Origin of the sequence: Clostridium hydrogeniformans DSM 21757, assembly GCF_000686705.1 — a bacterium.
Taxonomy (GTDB): domain Bacteria; phylum Bacillota; class Clostridia; order Clostridiales; family Clostridiaceae; genus Clostridium_Z; species Clostridium_Z hydrogeniformans.
This window is the reverse complement of record NZ_JMLJ01000022.1, coordinates 1-26,563: the sequence shown is the minus strand read 5'-3', so window position 1 is coordinate 26,563 and position 26,563 is coordinate 1. Positions and strand designations below refer to the sequence as shown.

Here is a 26,563-nt window from a genome sequence, read left to right as displayed (position 1 = left end):
TATACCATGAAGTCCGTACTAAAAATATGTAGCATGAATACTATGGAGGATATAAATAAAGTAAGGAAAGCAATTTCAAGTAACGAAGGGGTAATAGCTTGTGAAATAAGCAAAGTTAAAGGTGAAGCCCAAATAATATTTGATACTTATTTTGTTACCATAGATGATATAATAGAATCAATAGAAAACCTAGGATATACAGTTATATAATATATTTTAACTCTGGAAACTTCATAGGTTTTTAAGAGAAAAAATAAATATATTATGTGTCTTATAAGTGTGTTATATTTGTAAGTTACCCAAAATAGATGGAATTTAGAATTATTTATTTTAAGTATATATAAGATTAAACAGACTGATATTTAGTATGTTTAATCTTATTTTAATTATAAAATTAAATTATCCAGTATAAGGGAAACTTACTACTGGGTTTGTAGAATAATAAGATTTACTAGTTAATAATGATGACAAAAAAACAGATTGATTTTTAAAAAAACCTTTTAAAAAAAATATAAACATGATAAAATAAACGTGGACAAGTTTATGTTTTAAATTAGGAGGTGTTTTGGTATGGCATATACTATTAATGATGCTTGTGTTTCATGTGGAGCTTGCGCTGCTGAGTGTCCAGTGAACTCTATAAGTCAAGGAGATGCTATATTCGTTATCGATGCTAACACTTGTATCGATTGCGGAAACTGTGCAAATGTTTGCCCAGTAGGAGCTCCAGTTCAAGAGTAATTAAGCTCTTAAAAGAACCATCTATATAATATATAGATGGTTCTTTTTTTATTTTATAAATATACATTAGAATACTGGGTATAATAATCACCATGAAATATTTTACATATGGAATAATTCATACTATTATATAACTTATTAGATTTAGTGTTCAGTCTATTTAGACAGGAGTGATTATTATGATTATAGAATCCTTTAAAATTATGGATGGGTATAACCTAGCAGGGAAAAGAAGGATTATTAAAATTATTTTTAAAAAATATATTAGTGAAGATGATATATATATAATGATAAATGAATACATAATGATAAATTCTAGATTAGGGTATAAGGAGAATATAGAACTTGTAGAAGGTGAAGAAGAGGGATTTATATATTATTTAACATACACTAATAATCATATAGCTAAAAATATATTAGAATCATTAGATAGAGGAGAAAGAAAGAAGGGTATAATTAGGAAGCTTAGATTATATAAAAAAGATTTGTGGTTAGATAAAGTTGTAAAAGCTTTGATCTGTGAGAATATACCATTCATTGAAAAGAATAAGGGAACACTCCAAATAGGATATGGGATTAGAGGAATTAATATAGATGAGAGAACTTTAAGTAGAGATTTTAATGGAAATATAGAAGAGTTACTTTCCTTTGTTAGAAATAATAAAGAAAATATACCAATAATAACTGTTACAGGAACCAATGGTAAAACAACTACTACAAGGTTACTACATAGACTTATATTAGAAATGGGGGTAACTAGTGGAATGTCTTCTACAGGTGGGGTATATATTGGGGAGGAAAGAATAAAAATTGGAGATACTACAGGGTATTTTAGTGCAAGAATGGTATTAGAAAATAAAAAAACGGAAATAGCTGTTCTTGAGACTGCAAGGGGGGGAATTATTAAAAGAGGTCTTGGTTATTCTGAGTCAGATGTGGCGATTTTTACTTCTCTCTCAGAAGATCATATAGGAATGGCAGGTGTTAAGGACTTGGATGAACTAGCTAGAATTAAGTCTTTAACCTTTAAAGCATTAAAAAAGGGGGGGAAGGCAGTAATACCTTGTAATGAAGATATATATAAGTATATAGATAAGGATAAACATAAAATATGTTACTTTTCCTTGGAATTTAATCCTGTTATAAAGGATCACATAAAGAATAATGGTGAAGCATTATATATAAAAAATGATTTTATAACTTATTTTTATGGAGGAGAAGAGCATAAACTTTGTGATATAAATAAATTAGATTTTTGCCATAGGGGCATATCAAAGAGTAACATAAAAAATATAATGTGTAGTATAGCAGCCTTAAAAGAGTTTTTTTCACTAGATACTATATGCAAAGCCTTAAGTCATATTGATTGTAATTTAAACACCAATAGTGGAAGGCAGAACATATTAAGTATAAAGAATTTTAAGATTATATTAGATTATGGACATAATAGGGAAGCTTTTCAAGAGGTGTTTTCTATAGCTAGAAATTTAAAGCCTAAAAAGGTAACATCAATAATTGCTGCTGCTGGAGATAGAAAGGATAAATACATAATAGAACTAGGAACTATTGCTGCTCAGTATAGTGATGAGATAATAATAAGAGAACAACATGATTTAAGAGGGAGAGCTAAAGGACAGAGTGCCGCTTTATTAATGCAAGGAGCAGAAATATATGGATTTAATAATATTAGTATAATTTATAAAGAAGAAGATGCTATAATTCATGCTATGAAAAATGCAGTAGATAATGAAGTTATAGTGCTATTTACCCAATGTTTAGATGTTATAATACCAGTTATAAATAATTATTTAGAAAAAGAAGGATTAGATAAAATCTAAACTCATTTAAAATTTTTAGAAATAAATCTAAGACCACTGGCAAAACTCCAGTGGTCTTAAAAGTCTATGGGCTTTAATGATAGTGGACTTAGAAGGGTTACCGCATTAGAACTAGCCTTATATTCTTCTATATTAATAGATTCATATGGGTGTTTTTTTCCATTGCCCATATTAAGAATGAATTTATCTACTCCACCAATTTTAGAGGGGATTGCTACTGGATTATAGTGCATAGGAATAATGATCTTAGGACTTATGTCTTTACATAGGTTAGATGCAACTTTTCCGTCTATTGTGAAGTTACCGCCTACAGGAATACATAGTACATCAATATTAAATAAACTTTTTATAGTTTCAGTATTAAGATTATGACCTAAGTCACCTAAATGAGCTATTCTCACATTATCACAATTAATTACAAATACAATATTATCTCCTCTTTTATGACCATTTATATTATCATGAAAAGTTTTAATTGCATCTATTCTTATGGTTTCATCTTCATAGGTCTCTAAGGTATTAAGTATTATAGAATTTTCTAAAGCTTTAGGTATATAGTTATGATCAAAATGGTTATGGCTTATGGTTATAATGGATATATCATTAAGGCTATCAATGTAAGGGCAACTAAAGGGATCCATTAATATTCTTCTTCCTAAAGAAGTTTTTATTAGAAAGGAAGAGTGACCAATCCATGAAATTTCCATAGGTTTTTCTCCTTAAAGATTATTTTAGTATAGTTTAACCTAATAATAGAATAAAAATGTAATATCATATAGTAGACTAAGGTGTATATGTTAAATATGAATATATAGAGGATTAAATATTAAAATAAGAAAGTTTTACTTTAAGTGAGTAAAGGGAGGATAAGTATAGATTAAATTATTAAATAAAAAAACTAATCTTTAAAAGAGCATGTTCTTAATATTTAAAGTTAATTATTAAAGATAGTTTAGAGATATAAAGAGATAGAATGAGAATATGTGAGAAAATTTAAAATAAAAAGTTTTTTTAGAAGTAATAGAAGAAATTTAAACTTATTTCTACGTTGAATATTTAAATACAAAGTAATAATATTTAATAAAGGTCAAAGAAAGTCAAAATCAGAGGTGAGAAAATATGGCTAGATTGTCTGACGTAATTGAAGATTTTATAAAATCTCTTTTAGAAGAAAATAATAGAGAAATACAGATACAAAGAAATGAATTAGCTAATAAATTTAGTTGTGCACCTTCTCAAATTAACTATGTATTAACTACTAGATTTACAACAGATAAGGGATATGTGATTGAGAGTAGAAGAGGTGGTGGAGGATATATAGTAATAAGACAAATAAAATATAATAATAATAATTTAATGATGTTAATTTTAAATAAAATAGGAGAAAGTATTACCTATAGTAATTCAGTGGCTTTAATAGAAGGAATAATAGAATTAGGCCTTATAACAGAAAGAGAAGGAGAAATAATAAAAATCTCTATAAATGAAAGAATATTAGATTTTTGTCATGATAAGAACAGACAAAGAGCACTGATTTTAAAGTCTATAATTACTGTAGTGCTTAGATGATATTATGATTAATAAATATATTTAGAGGTGATTTAAATGTTATGTGAGAAATGTAATAAAAATAAGGCTAATGTCCATATAGTTAAAGTGGTAAACGGAGTTAAACAAGAGAAAAATTTATGTGATAAATGTGCAAAGGATCAAGATAATTTATCTTTAACCATTGATGGTTCTTTAGAATCAACATTTAATTTTCAAAATCTAATAAGTGGACTTATGGATTATATTAATGGTGGGTTAAGCAATGAAAATAATATTAGTATAGAATGTCCTAAGTGTAAAACTACCTATTTAGATTTTAGAAAAACAGGTTTATTAGGATGTAATAATTGTTATAAAACCTTTGAAGATTATATTACACCTATGATAAGAGGTGTACAAAAAGATGTAGAACATGTGGGTAAGCTTCCAGAAAAGGGTGGAAGAGAACTTCTTGAGAAGAGAAAGATATTAAAGTTAAAAGAGGAATTACAACAAGCTATATTGGCTGAAGAGTATGAAAAAGCAGCTGAAATAAGAGATGAAATAAAGAATATTCAAAAGGGAGAATAAGGAGGGATAGCATGGAGAATTGGATAGATACAAAAAATAACTCTAATAGCATAGTTTTAAGCAGTAGAATTAGGATAGCTAGAAATTTAAGTGGTATCCCATTTCCTCACAAACTTAATAAAGATGAGGGTATAAAGGTTTTAGATACTGTAAATAGGGCAATATATGAGAGAGAAGAATTTAAAAATAATTTTAATACAATAAATTTATGGGAAATTTCAAACATTGAAAAAGAAAGATATTTAGAAAGGCATTTAATAAGCAAACATTTAATAAATTTTCAAGATAGATCTGCATTTATTATAAGTGATGATGAGACTGTAAGTATTATGATAAATGAAGAGGATCATATAAGACTTCAGTGTATAACATCAGGACTTAATATAAAGGAAGCCTATGAAAAAGCTAATGAATTAGATAATATTTTAGAGAATAATTTAGAATATGATTTTGATGAAAAACTAGGATATATTACAGCATGTCCAACAAACTTAGGTACAGGACTTAGGGCATCAGTTATGATTCATCTACCAGCTCTTACATTAAATAATGAAATTAATGGAGCATTAAAGGCATTAACTCAAGTAGGCATGACTATAAGAGGGCTTTATGGGGAAGGATCAAAGGGAGAGGGAAATATATATCAGATTTCAAATCAAATAACTCTTGGAGTTACTGAGGAAGAGATAGTTAGAAATCTTGAGGGTGTTGTGTCTCAACTTGTTAACCAAGAAATTAGGGCAAGAGCTATGATAGAAAAACAATATAAGTATGAATTAGAGGATAAAATATATAGGTCTTTAGGCTTACTTAAGAATTCAAGAATTTTATCATCTAAGGAAGCATTAGATTTACTTTCTAATGTAAGATTAGGCTTAGAAATGGGCATAATAGACAATATAGATATGAGCTTCATAAATAATATGCTAATAGACATAGGATCAGCATCATTACAAATGATAGTTGATAAGGAGCTTAGTGGGAAAGAAAGAGATATAGAAAGAGCTAAATTAATAAGAGAAAAATTAAACTAGGGGGTGTATAAAATGATGTTTGAAAGATTTACTGAAAGAGCCCAGAAGGTTATTATGTATGCTCAAGAAGAGGCTTTTGAATTTAAACATGGATATATAGGTACAGAGCATATACTTTTAGGAATATTAAAAGAGGATGGAATATCTAAGAATATACTTTCTTCTAATGGTATCACTATAGATAAGGTAAAGAATATAATTAACGAAATAGAGGGAGTTGGGGAAATACCATTAAACAAAAATGAGATTCCTTTGACTCCTAGAACTAAAAGAATATTAGATTTAAGTTTATTAGAGGCAAGAAACCTAGGACATAATTATATAAGTCCAGAGCATATAATGTTAGCACTAATTAGAGAACCAGAAGGTGTAGCGTATACAGTATTAAACAATATAGGGGTGAATTTTGAGGGGTTAAGAAATGAACTTATTGGAAGTTTATCTTCTTCATCTCAAGGAAAATCTCAAAACAAAAGTACCTCAGGAAGAACCAATAATTCAACCCCTACTTTGGATCAACATGGACGTGATTTAACGGAGCTAGCAAAGGAAGGAAAACTTGATCCCGTAGTTGGAAGAGATAATGAAACTCAAAGAGTTCTTGAAATACTATGTAGAAGAATAAAAAATAATCCTTGTTTTATTGGGGATCCAGGAGTAGGAAAAACTGCTATAGTAGAAGGTCTTGCTCAAAAAATTGTAGAAGGGAATATACCAGAGATACTAAAAGATAAAAGAGTAGTAACCTTGGATATATCATCTCTACTTGCAGGATCTAAGTATAGGGGAGAATTCGAAGAAAGACTTAAAAAAGTAATGGATGAAATAAAAAAGGCTAAGGATGTTATATTATTTATAGATGAGATTCATACAATAGTTGGAGCTGGTGGGGCAGAAGGGGCAATAGATGCTTCTAATATATTAAAACCAGCCTTAGCAAGGGGGGAAATCCAATGTGTAGGAGCAACTACCATTGATGAGTATAGAAAGTATATAGAGAAGGATGCTGCCTTAGAAAGAAGATTCCAGCCAGTTATGGTAGGTGAACCTAGTAAGGAAGAAGCACTTCAAATACTTAAAGGTATAAGAGATAAATACGAGGCACATCATGGTGTTAAAATAACTGATGAAGCCTTAGAGTCAGCAGTCACATTATCAGATAGATATATTACAGATAGATACCTACCAGATAAAGCTATAGATCTAATAGATGAAGCAGCCTCTAAGGTTAGAATTCAAAATTTAACAGCACCGCCAGATTTAAAGGAATTAGAAGAAGAAATAGATAGGGTATGTAATGAAAAGGAAGCAGCTATAAATACACAAGACTTTGAAAAGGCTGCTATATTAAGAGATAAAGAAAAAGAATTAAAGGTAAGACTTGGAGATAATAAAAAGAACTGGCAAACAGAAAGCACAAAGAAGACTCAAGTAGTTTCAGAAAAAGAAGTAGCAGCTATTGTTTCTAGGTGGACTAAGGTTCCAGTGGATAAATTAACAGAAAAAGAATCAGAAAGATTATTAAAACTAGAGGATATACTACACAATAGAGTTATAGGGCAAGAAGAGGCAGTGAAATCCATAGCAAGAGCTGTAAGAAGAGCTAGAGTTGGGCTTAAAGATCCTAATAGACCAATAGGATCATTTATTTTCTTAGGACCTACAGGAGTAGGAAAAACAGAACTTTCAAAAGCCTTAGCTGAGGCTATGTTTGGTGATGAAAACAACATGATAAGGGTAGATATGTCTGAGTATATGGAAAAACATTCAGTAGCTAGACTTATAGGATCACCTCCAGGATATGTAGGTTTTGATAATGGAGGACAATTAACAGAAAAAGTTAGGAGGAATCCTTATTCTGTAGTATTATTTGATGAGATAGAAAAGGCACATCCAGAGGTATTTAATATATTACTTCAGATATTAGAGGATGGAAGGCTTACAGATGGAAAAGGTAAGACTGTAAACTTTAAAAACACTATAATAATAATGACATCTAATGCAGGAGCATCTACAATTAAAAAACAAAGATCCTTAGGTTTTGCAGTTGAATCAAAGAGTGAAGATCAATATGAATCTATGAAAAATAATATAATGGAAGAACTTAAAAGAAGCTTTAGGCCTGAATTCTTAAATAGAATAGATGATATTATAGTCTTCCATAAGCTAGAAGAAAAACACATAGAGAATATAGTTACATTGATGCTAGAAACAGTTACTAGGAGGCTTAAGGAACAAGATATACATGTATCATTTGATAAAGAAGCAGAGAAGTTATTAGCTAAGGAAGGCTTTGATCCAACTTATGGAGCAAGACCTTTAAGAAGAGCCATAACAAAAACTGTAGAGGATAAACTTAGTGAAGAAATCCTTAGAGGAAATATAAAAAAGGGTGATAATATAATAGCAACTGTTAAAGATAAAATTTTAGTATTTGAAAAACAGTAAGTATAGGGCTTTAAAAATAATTCATACACTTACCTAAAGTAGAATAAATCAAAATATTTTTGATGAATAAATTAAGTCATTATATGAAAATACCATAGGAATAAGGGCATATAAGATAAAAAACTTTATTTATAACCTAAAAGAGGCAGAATTATATATACACATATAATTCTGTCTCTTTTATTATTTATTTTTTAAGTATTTTAGGTATAAATCACTACGAGATTTAAGTAGTTTATTTAAATGTTTTTTTCGTTCATTTATTAAGGTAAGAGTATTTAATTTAGGCAATATATCACTAGGGATATCCTTGAAGAATTCTTTAGAATCTTTAAAGTCTAAAGTGCTTTTAAATTCTAGTATATTTGAATTTATTTTATCATAAGTGACTTTTATAAAAATATCCTTAGAAGAATTAAGCTTTACTATGTTATTTTCATTACTTATTTCATGTGTCATTCCTTGAAGATAATAAACAGTTTTATCTTCATAAATAGATCTATCTACTAATAAAAATTCAGAGAAAAATTTATTTTTGTTAGTATCTTTAGAATCATTAAAGTAAGCTTCTTTTATATAGTTTTCAAGATGGGTGCTGTTATAAAAGAATAAATTACTGCTAGAATCTTCATAAGGTTTATCCATGAATTTAGTTATATCATCATTATGCTTATCAAAAAAAGTAATGTTTTCACTACTATAAGAGGTTGTATGACCACTAGTTTTATCTTTAATTAAATAAGAAACAAAATATTTTTTATCAGGTATTTTTATTGAATACACATTGTCATCGTGAGAAAAACTTAAGTTAGCATGATGAACAGGATATTTAGCATCATTAACTCCATAGAAAAATATAACATCTTTTTTTGAGGTTGGAACTACCACATTATCATATCTTTCATTAGAAAAGCTAACAGACATTATTCTATACTGACCACTTATTCCTTTTTTTAAAATAGCCTTTCCTAAGGTATTCCTATCTTTTTGTATAAGAACAAATTTTAGATTATCTATATTAACTATGTCCTTAATATCTATACTTTCATAGGGATCAGCTACATTTTTATTTAAAAAGTTATTTATATGCTCCTTGAGTAATCTATCATCATTAGGAACATTATAAGTTGACTTATATATAAAAAAACCTATTAAACATAACATAACTATAAATACACATATAGTAGATATGAAAAATTTATTTTTGTTATTCATATTCATATAGATAAACACCGTCCTTAAATTACTGTATAATTATAGACTATAATACAATCTAATAATATTGTAAACTATTTCTAGGAATTTTAAAACACAGGAAAAATATGATTATTTATATTTTAGGTAAGGAATAATATAAATAGTTATAAGTTTAACTGGTATAGACATCTATAGGTGTATATATTATAATAGGATTAGGAGGAATAGTTATGATAGATAAAAGTAGTCCAATTCCTGTATATTATCAGCTTAAAGAGGATATAAAAAGAAAAATATCTGAAGGTGTTTGGAAGGTTGGTAAATGTATAGATAGTGAAAGAGAGTTATCAGAAGGATATGGAGTTTCTAGGATGACTATAAGACAAGCTTTAGGTGAGTTAGTACATGAAGGGATTCTTGTAAGAAAAAAAGGAAAGGGAACCTTTGTATGTGAGCCTAAGGTTAAACAAAAGGATATGATGAGTTTCTCCGAAATAGTAAGTAAGCTAGGAATGAGATTAAAAACTGAAATTATTTCTTTTGATACAATAAATACTCCAGAAGAAATGGAAGAAGTTTTTCCATTTGAGCATGTATATAAAATTAATCGAATGAGAATTGTAGATAATGAGGCAGTAGCTAATGAGGTTGTTTATATACCATGTGATTACTGTGGATATATGGATAAAGATATGTTAAAGGGATCTTTATTTGATATATTAAAAAAGTTTGGTTACTCCATTCAATATGCTGAGTCATCTATAGAAGCCATAATAATGGATGATGAACTCAAAGCACTATTTAGACTAGAAGATCAAGAGCCCTTACTTAAAAATGTAAGTAAAAATAAAGATATAAACGATAAGGTTATTTTTATAGAGGAAGCCATATATAGAAGTGATAAATATATATTAGAAGTTAACATTTCAAGAAGAGAGGGGATAATAAAATGAGAATAATAATAGAAAAAGATTATGAAGCAATGAGCAAAAAGTCAGCAGAAATTTTAGCAGAGGTTGTTAATGAAAAACCAGAAGCAGTTTTAGGTTTAGCTACAGGGGGAACTCCAGTTTCAATGTACAGAAATCTTATAGATATGAATAAAGAAGGTAAAATAGATTTTTCTAAGGTTACATCTGTAAATTTAGATGAATATAAGGGGTTATCAGGAGATCATGATCAAAGTTATAGATATTTCATGAATAACAACCTGTTTAATCATATAAATATAGATAAGAAAAATACTTATGTTCCAAATGGATTAGCAGAGGATATAGAAAAAGAATGTAGTGAATATGATAAGAGAATAGAAAATCTAGGAGGAATAGATTTACAGTTACTTGGAATAGGTAATAATGGTCATATAGGATTTAATGAGCCAGATGATTTTCTTCATATGAGTACTCACTTAACAGGCTTAACAGAAGGCACAATAGAAGCAAATGCAAGATTTTTTGATAAGAAAGAAGATGTTCCAACAGAGGCAATAACTATGGGTCTTGGTGGAATAATGAAAGCTAAAAAGATATTGCTTATAGCTAGTGGGGAAAACAAAGCAGAGATAATATCTAAGTTAGTAGAAGGAAAGATAACAACTCAAGTCCCTGCTACATTACTACAAGTTCATCCAAATGTTACAATAGTTGTAGATGAAGCAGCAGCTTCCCTTTTAAAGAAATAATTTAGTTAATTAGGATAGGTTTTATTATTAGAGTAATTTTAATAATAAAACCTATTTTTTATTATTAAAAATATTTAATTAAAAATATTAAAATTAAATTTTAGGTTAATTAAATATATGATACAATTTTAAAGTAACACCTTCCTTTTTTAGCATATTTATTTAACATTTGGATATAAATATTAGATAAATGTAATTAGTTAATTTACAAAGTACTTAAAAAATATTGTATAATTATATTTTTAATATAATATAATTTTGGAGATGATTTTTTTGGCAAAAATAAGAAGCACATTTACATGTCAACAATGTGGATATGAATCTCCTAAGTGGATGGGAAAATGTCCATCATGTAATTCATGGAGTAGTTTTGTTGAAGAGCAAAAGATTTCTCAAACTTCAACGATTAATAATAGTAGAACTAGAGTATTAACTTCCTCAGAAAAACCGAGAAGTATAACTGAAATAAAATCTGGAGAAACAGAGAGACTTAATACAGGAATAGATGAATTAAATAGGGTTTTAGGAGGGGGACTTGTTAAAGGGTCATTGACTTTAATATCAGGAGACCCTGGTATTGGTAAATCCACCTTACTTCTTCAAACAGCAAATAATATAGCCTCTAAGTATGGAAAAGTTCTTTATGTTTCAGGTGAAGAGTCTGAAGAGCAAATAAAGATAAGAGGAGATAGATTAAAGGCTATTTCTAGTGAACTTTATATAATTTCTGAAACTAACCTAGATAATATAGATATACATATGGAAAATATAAATCCTAGCTTTGTTATAATAGATTCAATTCAGACTCTATTTAAACCTTCTATAACATCTGCACCAGGAAGTGTATCACAGGTTAGAGAATGTTCAAATGAACTTATGAGAATGGCTAAGGGTAAAGGGATTCCGTTCTTCATAGTTGCCCATGTTACAAAACAAGGGGAACTGGCAGGACCAAGGGTTCTTGAACATATGGTGGATACTGTATTGTATTTTGAAGGAGAAAGATCAGAAGAATTTAGAATACTAAGAACGGTAAAAAATCGTTTTGGAACAACTAGTGAAATAGGGGTTTTTGAGATGAGGCAAGAAGGGCTTATGGAGGTATATGATCCATCAAAGATGTTTTTAGAGGATACAAGTTTTAATCAAGAAGGATCTGTAATAATAGGAGTAATGGAAGGAAGTAGGCCTATACTTGTGGAAGTTCAAGCACTAGTCAGTGAAACCAATGCCTATAATCCTAGAAGGACATCTGTAGGAATAGATGTGGCTAGGTTAAATTTAATACTAGCAGTTCTAGAGAAAAAACTTAAGATACCTTTTTACAACTGTGATGTTTATGTTAATGTGGTAGGAGGACTGAATCTTCAAGGAACGGTAGGGGATTTAGGTGTTGCATTAGCTCTTATATCCAGTGCTAAAGGAGTAGTATCAAACTTAGAGAGAGTTGTTGCAATAGGTGAAGTTGGGCTTACAGGAGAGATAAGACCTATTTCTTCTTGTGAAAGAATAATAAATGAAGCAAGTAAAATGGGATTTAAAAACATAGTGTTACCGGATAGAAATAGGGAAAAACTAAATACAAAAGGATTAAACGTATATGGAGTTAAAACTCTAAGAGAAGCTATGAATAAAATATTTTAAGAGGTAGGTGATATAGTGAGAATAGAAAAGGATAAAGAGCTTAAAAATATACTAAAGATAATGGGGCCAGGAACCCATTTAAGAGAAGGTCTTGAGAATATCTTAAGGGCTAAAACTGGAGGTCTCATAATGCTAGGAGACACAGAGGAAATATTAGATATTGTAGATGGTGGATTTAATATAAATGCAGAGTATACCCCATCATATATATATGAACTAGCAAAGATGGATGGAGCTATAGTTTTAAGTTCAGATTTAAAAAGAATACTAAGAGCTAATGCGCAGCTTATTCCAGACTCATCAATTCCTACCTTTGAAACTGGAACTAGACATAGAACAGCTCATAGAGTTGCAAGACAAACCAACTCTATAGTTATAGCTATATCACAAAGAAGAAATATAATAACAGTTTTTAAAGGTGATATAAAATATGTTCTTAGGGATAGTAGTGTAATAATAAACAAGGCTAACCAAGCAGTTCAAACCCTAGAGAGATATGTAACTGTTCTTGATAGAGTTATAAGTAATCTTAACTTATTAGAATTTCAAGATTTAGCAACCTTATTTGATGTTGCTACAGCAATCCAAAGAACAGAAATGGTTATGAGGATAGTATCAGAAATAGAAAGGTATATATGTGAGCTTGGCAACGAGGGTAGGCTTATCTCTATGCAGCTAAATGAATTAGTTAAGTTTATAGAGCAGGATGGAATTTTGTTAATTAGAGATTACTGCAAAGCTAATATGACTCATGAAGATATATATGAAGATATTCAAAAGGTAACACAAGAAGAACTCTTAAACTTAGAACTTATAGGAAAGATTATGGGATATTCAGGTATGCCGCTTATGGATACTTTAATATCTCCAAGAGGTCATAGAATTTTAAATAAGGTTCCAAGAATACCAACGGCTGTTATTGAAAACTTAGTTAAACATTTCAAGGAATTAAAAGCAGTTATTGAAGCTACATACGATGATTTGGATCAAGTTGAAGGAATAGGAGAAGCTAGAGCGAAGGCTATAAAGAATGGACTAAGAAGGATAAAGGAGCAGGTAGTTCTTGACAAAAGTATATAGAAGAAATCTTCCTTAAGATGGATGGCGTTTCCAGAATCTTAAGGTTAGATGAGTTAATCTACAGGCGTAGCAATTGTTATCCCCCACCTTTTAAGAGGATGGGGGTTTTACAGCTTTGGTAGTCATAAGATAAATAAAAGCCCAAGGCTTGGGCTTTTATTTATCTAAAGGTATATTTACCTAGGGTATTCATCTTATCATATTCTTTTATATATATATCATAAAGGTTTAAGTCCAAATCATTACATAATGAAGTTATGTAAAATAGATGATTCCCTATTTCTTGCTCAATAACATCACGGCAACTATTACAAAGTTCACCTTGAACATGAGTTTTAAGACAATCATTTAAAGTTTCAATATCATCTTCAGAGTCGGGAAAACATTGTTTATCGGCGTTAATTTTAATACAACCGCAATTAGTAACAGACTTAGCAACAGCTCTATTAATTCTAGCTTGAGATTCTTGTAATTTAGTAAGAACATCCAGTATGCTTTTGTGTCTTAATAGAGACTCATCAACACAATTTTGGAAATTATCAAAAATAATATCTTTCATAAGTCTCACTCCTTTTAAAAATTGAAGCCCCATATCTAATCTTATTATAAGGTTTTTATGCAAATATGTAAATTTAAGATTTTCATACCTCCTATGGATTATATATTAAATTAAAGAAAATATTTTGAATAGGGGGTACAAGATATTAGTTTTTGGTAAAAAAATTATTAATTAATAAGGGTTATGTTGAAATATAGTAATTATTAATATATAGTTATTATAAGGATTTTAAGCCTTAACAATAAACATATAATATTAGGAGGTGAAGTTAATGCTAAGAAAAGTTTTAAGAATTCTATTTTCTGTTATAGGAGGATCTTTAGGCTTTATCATAGGAAGATTTCTTTTGAAGATAGATTATTTTAGTTTCTTTAATGAGACTACTTTAAAAATGGTTATATTTTATATCTTATCTTGTTTACTTTTTGGACTCATAACTTTTATTTTATTTCCCGCTATTTATGGACTTATAAGAAAATTATTAGATTATGTAGAAAATCATATGCAAAAACTTACAGCTATAGAAATAATATTTGGAGCTGTAGGAGCTATAATTGCTCTTATAATAGCTTCAATGTTTGGTAGCATATTAACAAGTATACCTAAGGTTGGAGTTATAATTTATGCCTGTGTAAACATAGTCGCTGCCATAATTGGAGCAGATCTTTCAGTTAAAAAGAGAGATGAGATTATGGGAGTTTTTCTAAGTTTTAAGAAGAGTGGGGCAAACAAGGAAAAGAAGGGCAAGACTTCTTTTAAAGGAACGGCAAAGGTATTAGATACGTCAGTTATAATAGATGGTAGAATATTTGATATTTGCCAGACAGGGTTTATAGAAGGAACTCTTATTATACCTACCTTTGTTTTAGCAGAGTTAAGACATATTGCAGATTCATCAGATGGACTTAAAAGAAATAGGGGAAGAAGAGGACTTGATGTTTTAAATAGAATACAAAAAGAGCTTAATGTTGATGTGGAAATATCAGAAAAGGATTTTCCAGATATTGCAGAAGTTGATATTAAACTTTTAAAACTAGCACAAGTTCTAAATGGTAAGGTTATAACTAATGATTATAATCTTAACAAGGTGGCAGAGTTTCAGGGAGTTCCAGTATTAAATATAAATGAACTTGCTAATGCAATAAAACCTGTAGTTCTTCCAGGAGAAGAAATGAATATACAAATTATTAAAGATGGTAAGGAATCAGGTCAGGGAATATCATATTTAGATGATGGAACTATGATTGTTGTTGAAGGCGGAAGAAAGTACATAGGAGAAAATCTAGCTGTTGTAGTAACTTCTGTTCTTCAGACTCCAGCAGGAAGAATGATATTTGCAAAGAAGAAAGATTAGTCACTAAATTAGGAGGTTTACTATGAGTAAAAACTGTGTAGTTATAGTGGCTGGTGGAAAAGGAAAGAGAATGGGGGAACCCATATCAAAACAGTTTCTTTTATTAGATGATAAACCTATTTTGTATCACACACTAAAGGCTTTTGATGATTGTAATAGTATAGATGATATAATTCTAGTTATATCAAAAGAAGATATAGATTATTTTAATAATAATATAAAGGATACTTTTACATTTAAGAAATTAAAAGCAGTAGTAGAGGGTGGAAAAGAAAGACAAGATTCTGTTTATAATGGGCTAAAATCCTGCAAGGAATGTGATATAGTTTTAATTCATGATGGGGCAAGACCTTTTGTAGAAGAGGATATGATAATTAAAGGGATAGAAACATCTAAGAGGTATGGGGCAAGTGCATGCGGAGTTATTCCCAAAGACACTATAAAGGTTAGGGAAGTTAATGGCTTTTCAGAGAGTACCTTAGATAGAAATACTTTAATTGCAGTTCAAACTCCACAATGTTTTAAATATGATTTAATACTTAAAGCCCATGAATATATAAATAAAAATAATATAAGTGTAACAGATGATACCATGGCTTTAGAGCTAATGGGAAACAAGGTTTACTTATATGAGGGTAAATATACTAATATAAAAGTTACAACTCCAGAAGATTTAATACTAGCAAGATATTTAGTAAAACATACAGAGATATAGATGAAAAAGAGGGTCTCTCCTAAAGAGGCTCTCTTTTTCTATAATCTTATATTATTTTCTTATGGGAGTTAAATATTATAGTTTTGGAGTCAGAAGGAGTAAATTATAGATTATATATTTAGGAAAGATGGATAAAATCATTAAATGAGAAGGAATTAAGGAGAAAAAATCTAATTTATAACATTAAGAGTAAACTTAAGTTAAAAAATACAATTAAAGTTGGAGGGGTAAATATGAAGGCTTCAAAAATTTTATTAGGTACTTTAAGAGAGGCACCAGCAGAGGCAACCAATGATGTTGAAAGCTATAAACTTATGCTTAGAGGGGGAATTATTAGAAAGGAAGATCAAGGGGTATATAGTCTTTTACCTTTAGGAATGAAAGCTATAGAAAACCTTGAGAATCATTTTAAGGAAAAGGTTAGTTTTTTAGGATATGAAGAATCTCAAACATCCATAAAGGGGTTATCCATAGATATAAAAACATATAAACAGTTACCAATAGGGCTTTACTCTACTAGTGTAGGAAGAGTAGAAGAAAAGCCAAAGTATGGACTTTTAAAAGCTAAAGAATATAGAAAACTTCATGGATTTAAAATAAATAGTAGTAAGGAAGATTTAGAGTTAAGTTATGGACAAATAAAGGAAAATTTCATAAATATATTACAAGAGATTAATATACCAGTAGAGTGTATAACTGGAAGTTGTCTCCATGAAGGTAGTAAGGAAGAGATTGTGGTTAGAACTTCAATAGGAGATAAGGATATGGTTTCATGTCCTAAATGTGGTTATAAGGCAAATATAAATGTAGCTAAGTATAGGATAAAAGAATCTAAGGAGGATTTAAAAGGTATTAAGAGGACCTATACAGAGAATGTAAGAACTATAAAGGACTTGGAGAAATTCTTTAATATATCCTCTGAAAAAATAGCCAAGACCCTAATATATTCATGGGAAGGTAAAATAATAGCAATTTTATTAAGAGGAGATAGAGATTTAAATGAAGATAAGCTTAAAAAATATTTAGTATCAGAACACATAGCTATGGCAAATGAAGAAGAGGTTTTTAGTGCAACAGGGGCGGAGATGGGTTTTGCAGGTCCAGTTTCAATTAAAGTAGATAGAATTTTAGTTGATGAAGAAGTATCAATGATGAGAAATTTTATAGTAGGGGCTAATGCTACTGACTACCATTTAGAAAATGTTAATTTTAATAGGGATTTTAAAGGAGAAATAGGAGATTTTAAAAATCCTTGTGAAGGGGACCTATGCTATATTTGTGAAGAAAAATTAGAAACTTATAAGTATATTCAAATAGGAACATTAAGCAAAATTTCTCAAGATAACTCATTAAGTTATAGTGATGAGAATGGAGAGTTAAAACATCCTAGTATATTAAAGTATAGTTTAGGGACATCAAGAGTTTTAGCTCTTACAGCAGAGTATAATAAAGATGATAATGGTATTATATGGCCCAAATATATAAGTCCATATAAAGTTATAATAGTGGTGGCTGTATCTAAAAATAAGGAACAACAAGATAAGGCATTAGAGCTATATAATACTATAAAAGAGTTAGGAGTAGAGGTTCTACTGGATGATAGAGATGATAGAGCAGGGGTTAAGTTTAAGGATTGTGATTTAATAGGATCACCTATTAGGATTACAGTAGGAAAAAAGATAACAGAAGGAATGGTAGAATATAAGGAAAGAAGTAATAGTGATTTTGAACTTATATCAATAGAAGAAGCAATAAATAAGATTAAAATATTGTAAATTTTATATAATATATCTTATTTAGGTGTATATTGTAATAAAATATTGTTTTATAGAATAAGAGCAGAATCCTTTAATCGACAGTCTTATTTTACCGTGATATAATATATTTGTTAATTGAAGAAATATTGGGAGGAAATCAGGTTTATGATAAGAATATATAATACTCTAACAAATAGAAAAGAAGATTTTAAACCAATAGTTGCTGGGGAAGTTAGAATGTATGCATGTGGACCTACAGTCTATAATTTCTTTCATGTAGGAAATGCTAGGACTTTCGTTGTTTGTGATACTATAAGAAAGTATCTAGAATATAGAGGATATAAGGTTAAGTTTGTTCAAAACTTTACTGATATAGATGACAAAATGATAAAAAAGGCAAATGAAGAAGGAACTACAGTAAAAGAATTAGGAGATAGATATATAGAGGAGTACTACAAGGATGCAGATGAACTTTTACTTAAAAGAGCTGATATTAATCCTAGAGCTACAGAATTTGTAGAGGATATAATAGGGTTTATAAAGGATCTTATAGAAAAGGGATATGCATATGAGGTAGAAGGAGATGTATATTTCAGTACTAAGAAATTTAATGAGTATGGAAAGCTATCAGGTCAGAATATAGAAGAACTTCAAGCAGGAGCAAGAATAAATGTAGATGATAGAAAAAAAGATCCTATAGATTTTGCTCTTTGGAAAGCTGCAAAACCAGAAGAGCCTTCATGGGAAAGTCCATGGGGAAATGGTAGACCAGGATGGCATATAGAGTGTTCTTCCATGGCCTCTAATTTACTTGGGGAGACTATAGATATACATGCTGGTGGTAGTGATCTTGCATTCCCTCATCATGAGAATGAGGTAGCACAAAGTGAATGTAGAAGTGGCAAACAATTTGCAAATTATTGGATCCATAGTGCTTTTGTTAATGTGAATAATCAAAAAATGTCTAAGTCTTTAAATAACTTTTTTACGGCTAGAGATATTTTAAAGAAGTATGATGCAGAAGTTATACGTTTCTTTTTATTAGCAGCTCATTATAGAACTCAATTAAATTTTAGTTTAGAGCTTCTAGATTCAGCTAAATCTTCTATGGAAAGATTATATAATGCTATATATAATCTTGATAATTTATTAGAAGCAGTTAAAGAAGAAAACTTAAGGGATGATGAAATAGAATATAAAAATACCCTTCAAGGATATAAAGAAAAATTCATAGAAAAAATGGATGATGATTTTAATACTGCAGATGCAATATCGGTACTTTTTGACTTAGTAAAAGATATAAATTGTAATATAAATAATAATTCTTCAAAAGAAATAGTAGAATATGCTCTTTCATTAATAAGAGAACTTGGAAGTACTATGAGTATATTACAAAGATCTACTAAGCAAAGCTTAGAAGAGGAGATAGAAAGTCTAATAGAAGAGAGGCAAAAAGCTAGAAAAGAGAAAAATTGGTCATTAGCTGATAAGGTAAGAGATGATTTAAAGGCTAGGGGAATAGTATTAGAAGATACACCTCAGGGAGTAAGATGGAAAAAAATATAGAAATAATCTTGTTATAAAGATTAATAAAAAACACAGCATTTTTAAGAAATGCTGTGTTTTTTATTACAATGATTTAAAAAGTTTCTTAAAACTAAGAACAAAAGAAAAGATTTTTAAATAATATATAATATAGGTTATTGACTTAGTGAGATAAATGAGATAGAATAATAATTGAAAATAGTTATCAATTAGCTTGGCTAATGGGGTGATTATATGAAAAAAATTAAAACCAGATTGTTTTTATTAATAATAACAATGATAACAAGTATTCTCTTTAATATTTAATATATAACCTATACAAAAAATATCAAACTAAAAAGAGTTGGTAAATCACCAACTCTTTTTAATTTAAATTTTTTAAAAAACTTAATATATCCGCTAGGGTTCTACTGTCACCTAGAGAGTTATAGTGGCTTAATAATCTATATACCACTGATTCATCCTTTTCTATTAGTTTTAAGGATAGAAATTCTAGCATAGTATTTTTAGTGGTATTTAAGGTATTTATATCTCCTAAAGAATTACAAATATCTAATAGGCTATCAAAGGACTTAAGAATGATTGTCCTCTTTTGACAGTCTTTTGTTTCTTCTAGGGATTTAAATAGATAAGTTTTTGCCTCATCTAATCTATTTAAAGTTTTTAATGCTGAACCTATATCTGCGTATATGTCAGGGGCATATGATTTTGTATTAAAGTTTTCATATGATGAAATAAGAAGTAAAGCTTTTTCCACATATTCTTTAATATTTAATGAATCATTAAGAGAAATATATATTTCTAGTAAACTACACAAACATACTAGTTTATTTTCTATATGAGTAACCTTAGTAGTTTTTAGAATTTTTGAATATAGTTCAATAGACTTACTAAAGTGATTTTTACATTGATATAAGTTTGCATTAAGAAGTTCAACATCTAAGTAAAGGTTAGGTTCTAAAGAAAAGTCATCTTTAATTATTTTAAGCTGATTAAGAGCTCTATCATATTCCTTAAGTCTCTTATAACATATAGCACTATTGAATAAGGCATTAACTATTTCATTATCAGAAGCAGAAGATTTATGAATCATAACTATTTGGTAATATTCTAATGATTCTTTATTTTTATTTAAGTTTATACAACATTTCATAAGTTTTAATGCTATAGATATTCTTTCTTTTATAGAATCTATATTACAGTTCTCATAGGACTTAATATAATATACATAGGCTTTAAAGTAACAAGTGTTATCTTTAAAAATATCAGCTATTTCTAGATAAAGTTTTAGTTTATATTTATGTATTTTATTAAAAAAGTTATTTTCATTAAAAAACCTATCTATTTCTCCTATTATTTTTTCCATTAACTCTAAGTCGTTTTTATATTTTGATAATTCATCTAAGTAATAGTTAGTCACTTTATTATATTGTATAGATAGATCTTCCAATAAGAACTCTTTGGTAATAGAAAAACTTACTCCTCTTTCAAGGCATATTCGATTTATATTATCACATATTATATTAGCCACATCATTGGTAAGTGAAATCTTATCGTTTTCAATATAGCTTATTAAATTTCTGCTAATTTTATCCCCAGATACATCCTTTTGTGTTAAGTTTAAATCTTTTCTCATCTTAAGTAGTTTTTTGCCGGGGGTTAATATTTTATTTTCTATCATCCACCTAATCTCCTTTATTATAAATTTAGGAAGGGTATTAGTATAATTAGTTATAAATTAAAGCTTAATTAAGATGGGGTTGGGGCTCCTTCTTAATTATAAATAAAACTGTACAATTCCTACCTTAAGATTTGATTAAGATAGAAGGTTAGAATTGTAAAACCTATGGATAAATATTCTGATAATATAATTATAAGAAATATACAATAAAATACAAGGCTTTTATTGACAGTAATTATATATAATGGTAATATATCTGTATAAAATGTAAAAATATTAATGGGGGGATGTTGAAATGAATAAAAGTTTAAAAAGATTGACTGCTTGTGCATTGTTTTTATCTTTTGCATTATGTGCTAAACCATTAGTAGTGAAGGCTAAAAGTATAGAGCCAAACCCGTGGGGATCTCCAAAGATACACAACATAGAGCCGAATCCATGGGGAGTTCAAATGTCAGGACATATAGAACCAAACCCATGGGGATCTCCAAGCGCACAAAAAATAGAGCCAAATCCATGGGGAGTTCAAATGTCAGGACATATAGAACCAAACCCATGGGGGTCTCCAAGCGCACAAAAAATAGAACCGAATCCATGGGGAGTTCAAATGTCAGGACATATAGAACCAAACCCATGGGGGTCTCCAAGCGCACAAAAAATAGAACCGAATCCATGGGGAATTCAAATGTCAGGACATATAGAGCCAAACCCATGGGGATCTCCAAGCGCACAAAGTATAGAGCCAAATCCATGGGGTTCTCAGAGTTAATAAATTATACAATAAAATTTATACCGAATGCTTGTTGATATATTATATAGACTAATTCAAAATAAAGAGAGGATATCCTCTCTTTATTTATTTTGAATAAATAAGAATATTTAATAAAAAAATTAATATTTTTAAAAATATAAAATTAAATGGTATAATAGAGTGATTTAGAACATTATTTAAAGAGGAGTTATGAAAATGATTGAAGATTTTAATTTTCAGAAATATTCTAATTCAGAAGCTAAACAGTTAAATTCATTATCCTTAGCTTTTGTTGGAGATGCTATTTATGAAGTATATATAAGAAGTCTTATATTAAAAAATAATGATCAGTTATCAGCACATAAACTTCATGTAAGAGCTATAGGTTACGTTAAGGCTAAAGCCCAGAGTGACATAATGAAGGAATTAGAAATAGAACTTAATGAAGAAGAACTTGGTGTATATAAAAGAGGAAGAAATACAAAGTCTCATACAGTACCTAAAAATGCAGATGTAAGAGATTATAGAAATGCTACAGGATTTGAGGCCTTAGTAGGATATTTATATCTTACAAATCAAAAAGAAAGAATGATGTACATATTAGATAGGGCAGTGAAAATTAAATTAGGGATATAATAGTTTTTTTCAAGTGAGAAGTTTACATAATTCAATTATTTATGTGGAATGAAATGTATTGTTAGGAGTTAGTAGCTTTTAGAAGATGAAAATTCATATAATAAAACATTAAGCTATTAATTGTTATTTGATAAATGGTTAAATAGGTTAAATTATTTTGAATAAATAAAAGATTATATGATGATATAGCTAAATTTTGTTATAGTTAACTTAAAGAATATGGAGTAAATAATAATACTTTTGGATATGATTAGAGTTGAATAGTAGAAAATATTTACAAATATGAGGAGAATTAATATGGCTAACACTAAAGGTAAGGATAAAAATATAGCTTATGAAAATAAGGAAAGAGATGATATCATTGAAGGAAGAAATGCTGTAATAGAGGTGTTAAAATCAGGGAAAACTGTGGAACAGATACTTATAGCAAAAGGTGATAAGGAAGGATCTATAAACAAAATAGTAGCTTTAGCTAAAGAAAAGAAAATAGTAATAAAAGAAGTTGATAAGAAGAAGTTAGACTCTATGAGTGCAAGTCATTCTCATCAAGGTGTAATAGCTATAGTAACACCTTATAAGTATTATGAGGTAGAAGAAATTTTAAATTATGCAAAATCTAAAGAAGAGAGTCCTTTTATTATTATTCTAGATGAAATAGAAGATCCGCATAATTTAGGATCCATAATTAGAACAGCTGAGCTTTGTGGAGTCCATGGAATAATAATACCAAAGAGAAGAAATGTTGGGGTTACGTCAACTGTATATAAAACATCAGTTGGAGCGGCGGAGTACATGAGAATAGCAAAGGTTACGAATATAAATTCAACAATTGATGAACTTAAAAAACAAGGAATTTGGATTTATGGAGCAGATATAGCAGGGAAATCCTATAGTTATCAGATTGATTTTAAGGGGGGCGTGGCTCTAGTTATAGGGAATGAAGGCAAAGGAATGTCAAAACTTACAAAGGAAAGATGCGATGTTTTAGTAAGAATTCCTATGATTGGAAAGATAAATTCTTTAAATGCTTCAGTGGCTGGTGGGATTTTAATGTATGAGGTACTAAAGTCTAGGTTATAAGGTGACGATGTGAGAATTATATTTGTTGATGGATATAATGTGATAAATCACTGGCCAGGACTGAGAGAAACTAAGGATTATAGCTATGAATCTGCTAGGATGAAACTTATAGAAACTATGCAAAATTATTCTAGTTATGTGGGATGTAAGATATTTCTTGTGTTTGATGCTCATAAGGTACAAGGAAGCATGGAGAAAAAAGAGCGTATAGGTGAGGTAGTAGTTGTTTTCACCAAAGATGGGGAAACAGCAGATGCTTTTATAGAGAAGAGTGTTAATAATATAGGTAGAAAAACAGAAGTAGTTGTTGTAACTTCTGATTCTTTAGAACAGCAAGTGGCATTCCAAAGAGGGGCAATAAGGATGTCCTCTATAGAATTTTATCATGAAGTAGTTACCATTGAAGGTAAAATAAGAAAAAATACTGAGAAGTCAATTGTTAAAAAAAGAAACTTATTAGAAGATAATATAGAAGAAAGTATTTTACAAAAATTAGAAAAAATGAGAAGAAGCAAGTGAATAAACTTGACCTATAAGTTTAAGCTAGGCTATAATTAAGGGACATAACGTACTAATTCGGAGGGGATGCAATGGAAAACAGAGGTCATAATTTAGACATAATTAATGATTTTAAAGAAAAACTTGATGAAGAAGTAGTTATTGAAGCTAAAAATGGTAACACAAGAGCTCAAGAATATTTGATAAATAAATATGAGAATTTTGTTAAATCAAAGGCTAAATCTTATTTTCTTATAGGGGCTGATAAGGAAGATATATATCAAGAAGGTATGATAGGTCTTTATAAGGCTATAAGAGATTTTAAGCCAGATAAACTTGCATCCTTTAGAGCTTTTGCTGAACTTTGTGTAACAAGGCAAATAATTACAGCTATAAAAACAGCTACTCGTCAAAAACATATTCCTCTTAATACATATGTATCTTTAAATAAACCAATATATGAGGAAGAGTCGGATAGAACTCTTTTAGATATTTTAGCAGGAATAAAAGTAACTGATCCAGAAGAGATGGTAATAAGTAAAGAAGAGATGAGTAATATAGAAAAAGAAATAAGTCAAGTTCTATCTGGTTTAGAAATGGAAGTTCTAATGTCTTACTTAGATGGAAAATCGTACCAAGAGATAGCTTGTGATTTAGATAGACATGCTAAATCTATAGATAATGCGCTTCAAAGGGTGAAAAGAAAGCTAGAAAAGTGTTTAAATAATAGACCGTAAAACCTACAAAATATTAATAAAAAGTATTGACAAAATTAAAAAAAGAAATTAAACTTAAGAGGTAACGATGGTAAATATATAACATAGCGAGTAATAGCTTACTCGCTATGTTTAAGTAACTGCTCATGTAGCTCAGTAGGTAGAGCGTCGCCTTGGTAAGGCGGAGGTCGCCGGTTCAATCCCGGTCGTGAGCTCCAAAATATTGAAAAAAGACAAAACACCAGGGTGTGTTTACTGCAATATTTAAAATTGAAGGAGGAATTTAACAATGGCAAAGGCAAAATTCGAGAGAAATAAACCTCACGTTAACATTGGAACAATAGGTCACGTAGACCACGGTAAGACAACATTAACAGCGGCTATAACATCAGTATTAGCAAACAGAGGATTCGCGGAAGCGTTCAAATACGATGAGATAGATAAGGCGCCAGAAGAAAAAGAAAGAGGAATCACAATAAACACAGCACACGTTGAGTACCAAACAGAGAACAGACACTATGCTCACGTAGACTGTCCAGGACACGCAGACTATGTTAAGAACATGATAACAGGAGCTGCACAAATGGATGGAGCTATACTAGTAGTATCAGCTGCAGACGGTCCAATGCCTCAAACAAGAGAGCACATACTATTATCATCAAGAGTTGGAGTTGACTACATAGTAGTATTCTTAAACAAAGCTGATATGGTAGATGACGAAGAGTTATTAGAGTTAGTAGAAATGGAAGTAAGAGAGTTATTAAGCGAGTACAACTTCCCAGGAGATGATACTCCAATAATATCTGGATCAGCATTAAAAGCGTTAGAGAACCCAACAGATGACGCAGCAATAAAGTGTATCTTAGACTTAATGGATGCAGTAGATAGCTACATCCCAACTCCAGAAAGAGCAACAGATAAGCCATTCTTAATGCCAGTGGAAGATGTATTCACAATCACTGGAAGAGGAACAGTTGCAACAGGAAGAGTTGAAAGAGGAGTTCTTCACGTAGGAGACGAAGTAGAAGTAGTTGGAATGACTGAAGAAACAAGAAAGACAGTAGTAACAGGAATAGAAATGTTCAGAAAGTTACTAGATGAAGCACAAGCAGGAGACAACGTAGGAGCATTATTAAGAGGGGTACAAAGAACTGATATCGAAAGAGGTCAAGTATTAGCTAAGGCTGGATCAGTTAACCCACATAAGAGCTTCGTAGGTCAAGTGTATGTACTTAAAAAAGAAGAAGGTGGAAGACATACACCATTCTTTGATGGATACAGACCACAATTCTACTTCAGAACAACAGACGTTACAGGATCAATAAAGTTACCAGACGGAATGGAAATGGTAATGCCTGGAGATCACATAGACATGAATGTTGAGTTAATTACACCAGTAGCTATGGACGAAGGATTAAGATTCGCTATAAGAGAAGGTGGAAGAACAGTAGGATCAGGAGTTGTTACTTCTATAGTTAAATAATTAA

General features: G+C 29.7%; 25 protein-coding genes and 1 tRNA gene. 22 read left to right on the top strand and 4 right to left on the bottom strand.

From position 1 onward, the window contains the following. Positions 1 to 6: 6 nt before the first annotated feature. The 3 genes from BR69_RS0112640 to BR69_RS0112630 all read left to right on the top strand — a co-directional run bounded on the left by BR69_RS0112640 (position 7) and on the right by BR69_RS0112630 (position 2,579). Positions 7 to 210 carry a heavy-metal-associated domain-containing protein gene (locus BR69_RS0112640; RefSeq protein ID WP_027633514.1) on the top strand — a complete coding sequence of 68 codons (204 nt, stop codon included), beginning with the start codon at positions 7 to 9 and terminating at the stop codon, positions 208 to 210. A gap of 360 nt (positions 211 to 570) precedes the next feature. Continuing rightward, complete coding sequence (locus BR69_RS0112635; RefSeq protein ID WP_027633513.1) at positions 571 to 741, top strand: DUF362 domain-containing protein; 171 nt, start codon at positions 571 to 573, stop codon at positions 739 to 741. Between the two features lie 179 nt (positions 742 to 920). After that, positions 921 to 2,579 (top strand): Mur ligase family protein, encoded by a 1,659-nt coding sequence (locus BR69_RS0112630; RefSeq protein ID WP_027633512.1) that lies wholly within the window; start codon positions 921 to 923, stop codon positions 2,577 to 2,579. Positions 2,580 to 2,635: 56 nt separating this feature from the next. Here the strand turns inward: BR69_RS0112630 and BR69_RS0112625 are convergent, their stop codons facing one another. Then, positions 2,636 to 3,286, bottom strand: coding sequence for an MBL fold metallo-hydrolase (locus BR69_RS0112625; protein WP_027633511.1), 651 nt, complete (start codon positions 3,284 to 3,286; stop codon positions 2,636 to 2,638). Between the two features lie 412 nt (positions 3,287 to 3,698). On the opposite strand from BR69_RS0112625, the gene BR69_RS0112620 reads away from it, so the two are divergent. From BR69_RS0112620 to BR69_RS0112605, 4 genes are read left to right on the top strand one after another with little or no spacing between them, the layout of a single operon-like run. Then, positions 3,699 to 4,148, top strand: coding sequence for a CtsR family transcriptional regulator (locus BR69_RS0112620; RefSeq protein WP_027633510.1), 450 nt, complete (start codon positions 3,699 to 3,701; stop codon positions 4,146 to 4,148). A gap of 36 nt (positions 4,149 to 4,184) precedes the next feature. Next, the gene (locus tag BR69_RS0112615; protein ID WP_027633509.1) at positions 4,185 to 4,700 is read left to right on the top strand and encodes a UvrB/UvrC motif-containing protein; all 516 of its coding nucleotides are present in this window, start codon (positions 4,185 to 4,187) and stop codon (positions 4,698 to 4,700) included. Between the two features lie 11 nt (positions 4,701 to 4,711). Further along, positions 4,712 to 5,734: a protein arginine kinase gene (locus tag BR69_RS0112610; protein ID WP_027633508.1), complete on the top strand. Its 1,023-nt coding sequence runs from the start codon at positions 4,712 to 4,714 to the stop codon at positions 5,732 to 5,734. 12 nt (positions 5,735 to 5,746) lie between these two features. Next, on the top strand, positions 5,747 to 8,182 hold the full coding sequence (locus tag BR69_RS0112605; RefSeq protein ID WP_027633507.1) for an ATP-dependent Clp protease ATP-binding subunit: 2,436 nt from the start codon (positions 5,747 to 5,749) through the stop codon (positions 8,180 to 8,182). A 183-nt stretch (positions 8,183 to 8,365) separates the two neighbouring features. Here BR69_RS0112605 and BR69_RS0112600 read toward each other — a convergent pair whose 3' ends face one another. Beyond that, the gene (locus tag BR69_RS0112600) at positions 8,366 to 9,403 is read right to left on the bottom strand and encodes a hypothetical protein (protein WP_027633506.1); all 1,038 of its coding nucleotides are present in this window, start codon (positions 9,401 to 9,403) and stop codon (positions 8,366 to 8,368) included. A gap of 206 nt (positions 9,404 to 9,609) precedes the next feature. Here BR69_RS0112600 and BR69_RS0112595 point away from each other — a divergent pair, with 206 nt between their 5' ends. From BR69_RS0112595 to disA, 4 genes are all read left to right on the top strand, one after another. After that, positions 9,610 to 10,332, top strand: a complete 723-nt coding sequence (locus tag BR69_RS0112595) for a GntR family transcriptional regulator (RefSeq protein ID WP_027633505.1) — start codon at positions 9,610 to 9,612, stop codon at positions 10,330 to 10,332. Continuing rightward, entirely contained in the window at positions 10,329 to 11,060 is a 732-nt protein-coding gene (nagB, locus tag BR69_RS0112590; RefSeq protein ID WP_027633504.1) for a glucosamine-6-phosphate deaminase, read from the top strand. The genes BR69_RS0112595 and nagB overlap by 4 nt, the downstream gene beginning before the upstream one ends. Before the next feature lie 273 nt (positions 11,061 to 11,333). Continuing rightward, positions 11,334 to 12,704: a DNA repair protein RadA gene (gene radA / locus BR69_RS0112585; RefSeq protein ID WP_027633503.1), complete on the top strand. Its 1,371-nt coding sequence runs from the start codon at positions 11,334 to 11,336 to the stop codon at positions 12,702 to 12,704. 15 nt (positions 12,705 to 12,719) lie between these two features. After that, positions 12,720 to 13,784 carry a DNA integrity scanning diadenylate cyclase DisA gene (gene disA, locus BR69_RS0112580; RefSeq protein WP_027633502.1) on the top strand — a complete coding sequence of 355 codons (1,065 nt, stop codon included), beginning with the start codon at positions 12,720 to 12,722 and terminating at the stop codon, positions 13,782 to 13,784. Positions 13,785 to 13,944: 160 nt separating this feature from the next. Here the strand turns inward: disA and BR69_RS0112575 are convergent, their stop codons facing one another. Beyond that, entirely contained in the window at positions 13,945 to 14,343 is a 399-nt protein-coding gene (locus tag BR69_RS0112575; protein ID WP_027633501.1) for a nucleoside triphosphate pyrophosphohydrolase family protein, read from the bottom strand. 271 nt (positions 14,344 to 14,614) lie between these two features. On the opposite strand from BR69_RS0112575, the gene BR69_RS0112570 reads away from it, so the two are divergent. The 4 genes from BR69_RS0112570 (at position 14,615) to cysS (ending at position 19,735) form a co-directional block, all read left to right on the top strand. Continuing rightward, entirely contained in the window at positions 14,615 to 15,697 is a 1,083-nt protein-coding gene (locus tag BR69_RS0112570; RefSeq protein WP_027633500.1) for a PIN/TRAM domain-containing protein, read from the top strand. Positions 15,698 to 15,719: 22 nt separating this feature from the next. Further along, positions 15,720 to 16,412, top strand: a complete 693-nt coding sequence (gene ispD / locus BR69_RS0112565) for a 2-C-methyl-D-erythritol 4-phosphate cytidylyltransferase (protein ID WP_027633499.1) — start codon at positions 15,720 to 15,722, stop codon at positions 16,410 to 16,412. A 233-nt stretch (positions 16,413 to 16,645) separates the two neighbouring features. Then, on the top strand, positions 16,646 to 18,187 hold the full coding sequence (locus tag BR69_RS0112560) for a YbaK/EbsC family protein (RefSeq protein WP_027633498.1): 1,542 nt from the start codon (positions 16,646 to 16,648) through the stop codon (positions 18,185 to 18,187). A 150-nt stretch (positions 18,188 to 18,337) separates the two neighbouring features. Beyond that, positions 18,338 to 19,735, top strand: a complete 1,398-nt coding sequence (cysS, locus tag BR69_RS0112555; RefSeq protein WP_027633497.1) for a cysteine--tRNA ligase — start codon at positions 18,338 to 18,340, stop codon at positions 19,733 to 19,735. A 343-nt stretch (positions 19,736 to 20,078) separates the two neighbouring features. Here the strand turns inward: cysS and BR69_RS0112550 are convergent, their stop codons facing one another. Continuing rightward, a complete protein-coding gene (locus tag BR69_RS0112550; RefSeq protein WP_027633496.1) occupies positions 20,079 to 21,395 on the bottom strand; it encodes a helix-turn-helix domain-containing protein in 1,317 nt (438 codons plus the stop codon). A 295-nt stretch (positions 21,396 to 21,690) separates the two neighbouring features. Between BR69_RS0112550 and BR69_RS0112545 the strand changes: the two genes are divergently transcribed. From BR69_RS0112545 to tuf, 7 genes are all read left to right on the top strand, one after another. After that, on the top strand, positions 21,691 to 22,164 hold the full coding sequence (locus BR69_RS0112545; RefSeq protein ID WP_027633495.1) for a hypothetical protein: 474 nt from the start codon (positions 21,691 to 21,693) through the stop codon (positions 22,162 to 22,164). Positions 22,165 to 22,362: 198 nt separating this feature from the next. After that, positions 22,363 to 22,782, top strand: a complete 420-nt coding sequence (locus BR69_RS0112540) for a Mini-ribonuclease 3 (RefSeq protein ID WP_027633494.1) — start codon at positions 22,363 to 22,365, stop codon at positions 22,780 to 22,782. Between the two features lie 297 nt (positions 22,783 to 23,079). Then, positions 23,080 to 23,862 carry a 23S rRNA (guanosine(2251)-2'-O)-methyltransferase RlmB gene (gene rlmB / locus BR69_RS0112535; RefSeq protein ID WP_027633493.1) on the top strand — a complete coding sequence of 261 codons (783 nt, stop codon included), beginning with the start codon at positions 23,080 to 23,082 and terminating at the stop codon, positions 23,860 to 23,862. Positions 23,863 to 23,871: 9 nt separating this feature from the next. Beyond that, positions 23,872 to 24,381: an NYN domain-containing protein gene (locus tag BR69_RS0112530; RefSeq protein WP_027633492.1), complete on the top strand. Its 510-nt coding sequence runs from the start codon at positions 23,872 to 23,874 to the stop codon at positions 24,379 to 24,381. 71 nt (positions 24,382 to 24,452) lie between these two features. Further along, on the top strand, positions 24,453 to 25,097 hold the full coding sequence (sigH, locus tag BR69_RS0112525) for an RNA polymerase sporulation sigma factor SigH (protein WP_027633491.1): 645 nt from the start codon (positions 24,453 to 24,455) through the stop codon (positions 25,095 to 25,097). 121 nt (positions 25,098 to 25,218) lie between these two features. Then, positions 25,219 to 25,294 (top strand) — tRNA-Thr (locus BR69_RS0112520). Positions 25,295 to 25,365: 71 nt separating this feature from the next. Beyond that, positions 25,366 to 26,559 (top strand): elongation factor Tu, encoded by a 1,194-nt coding sequence (gene tuf, locus BR69_RS0112515; protein ID WP_027633490.1) that lies wholly within the window; start codon positions 25,366 to 25,368, stop codon positions 26,557 to 26,559. The last annotated feature ends 4 nt before the right edge of the window (positions 26,560 to 26,563 follow it).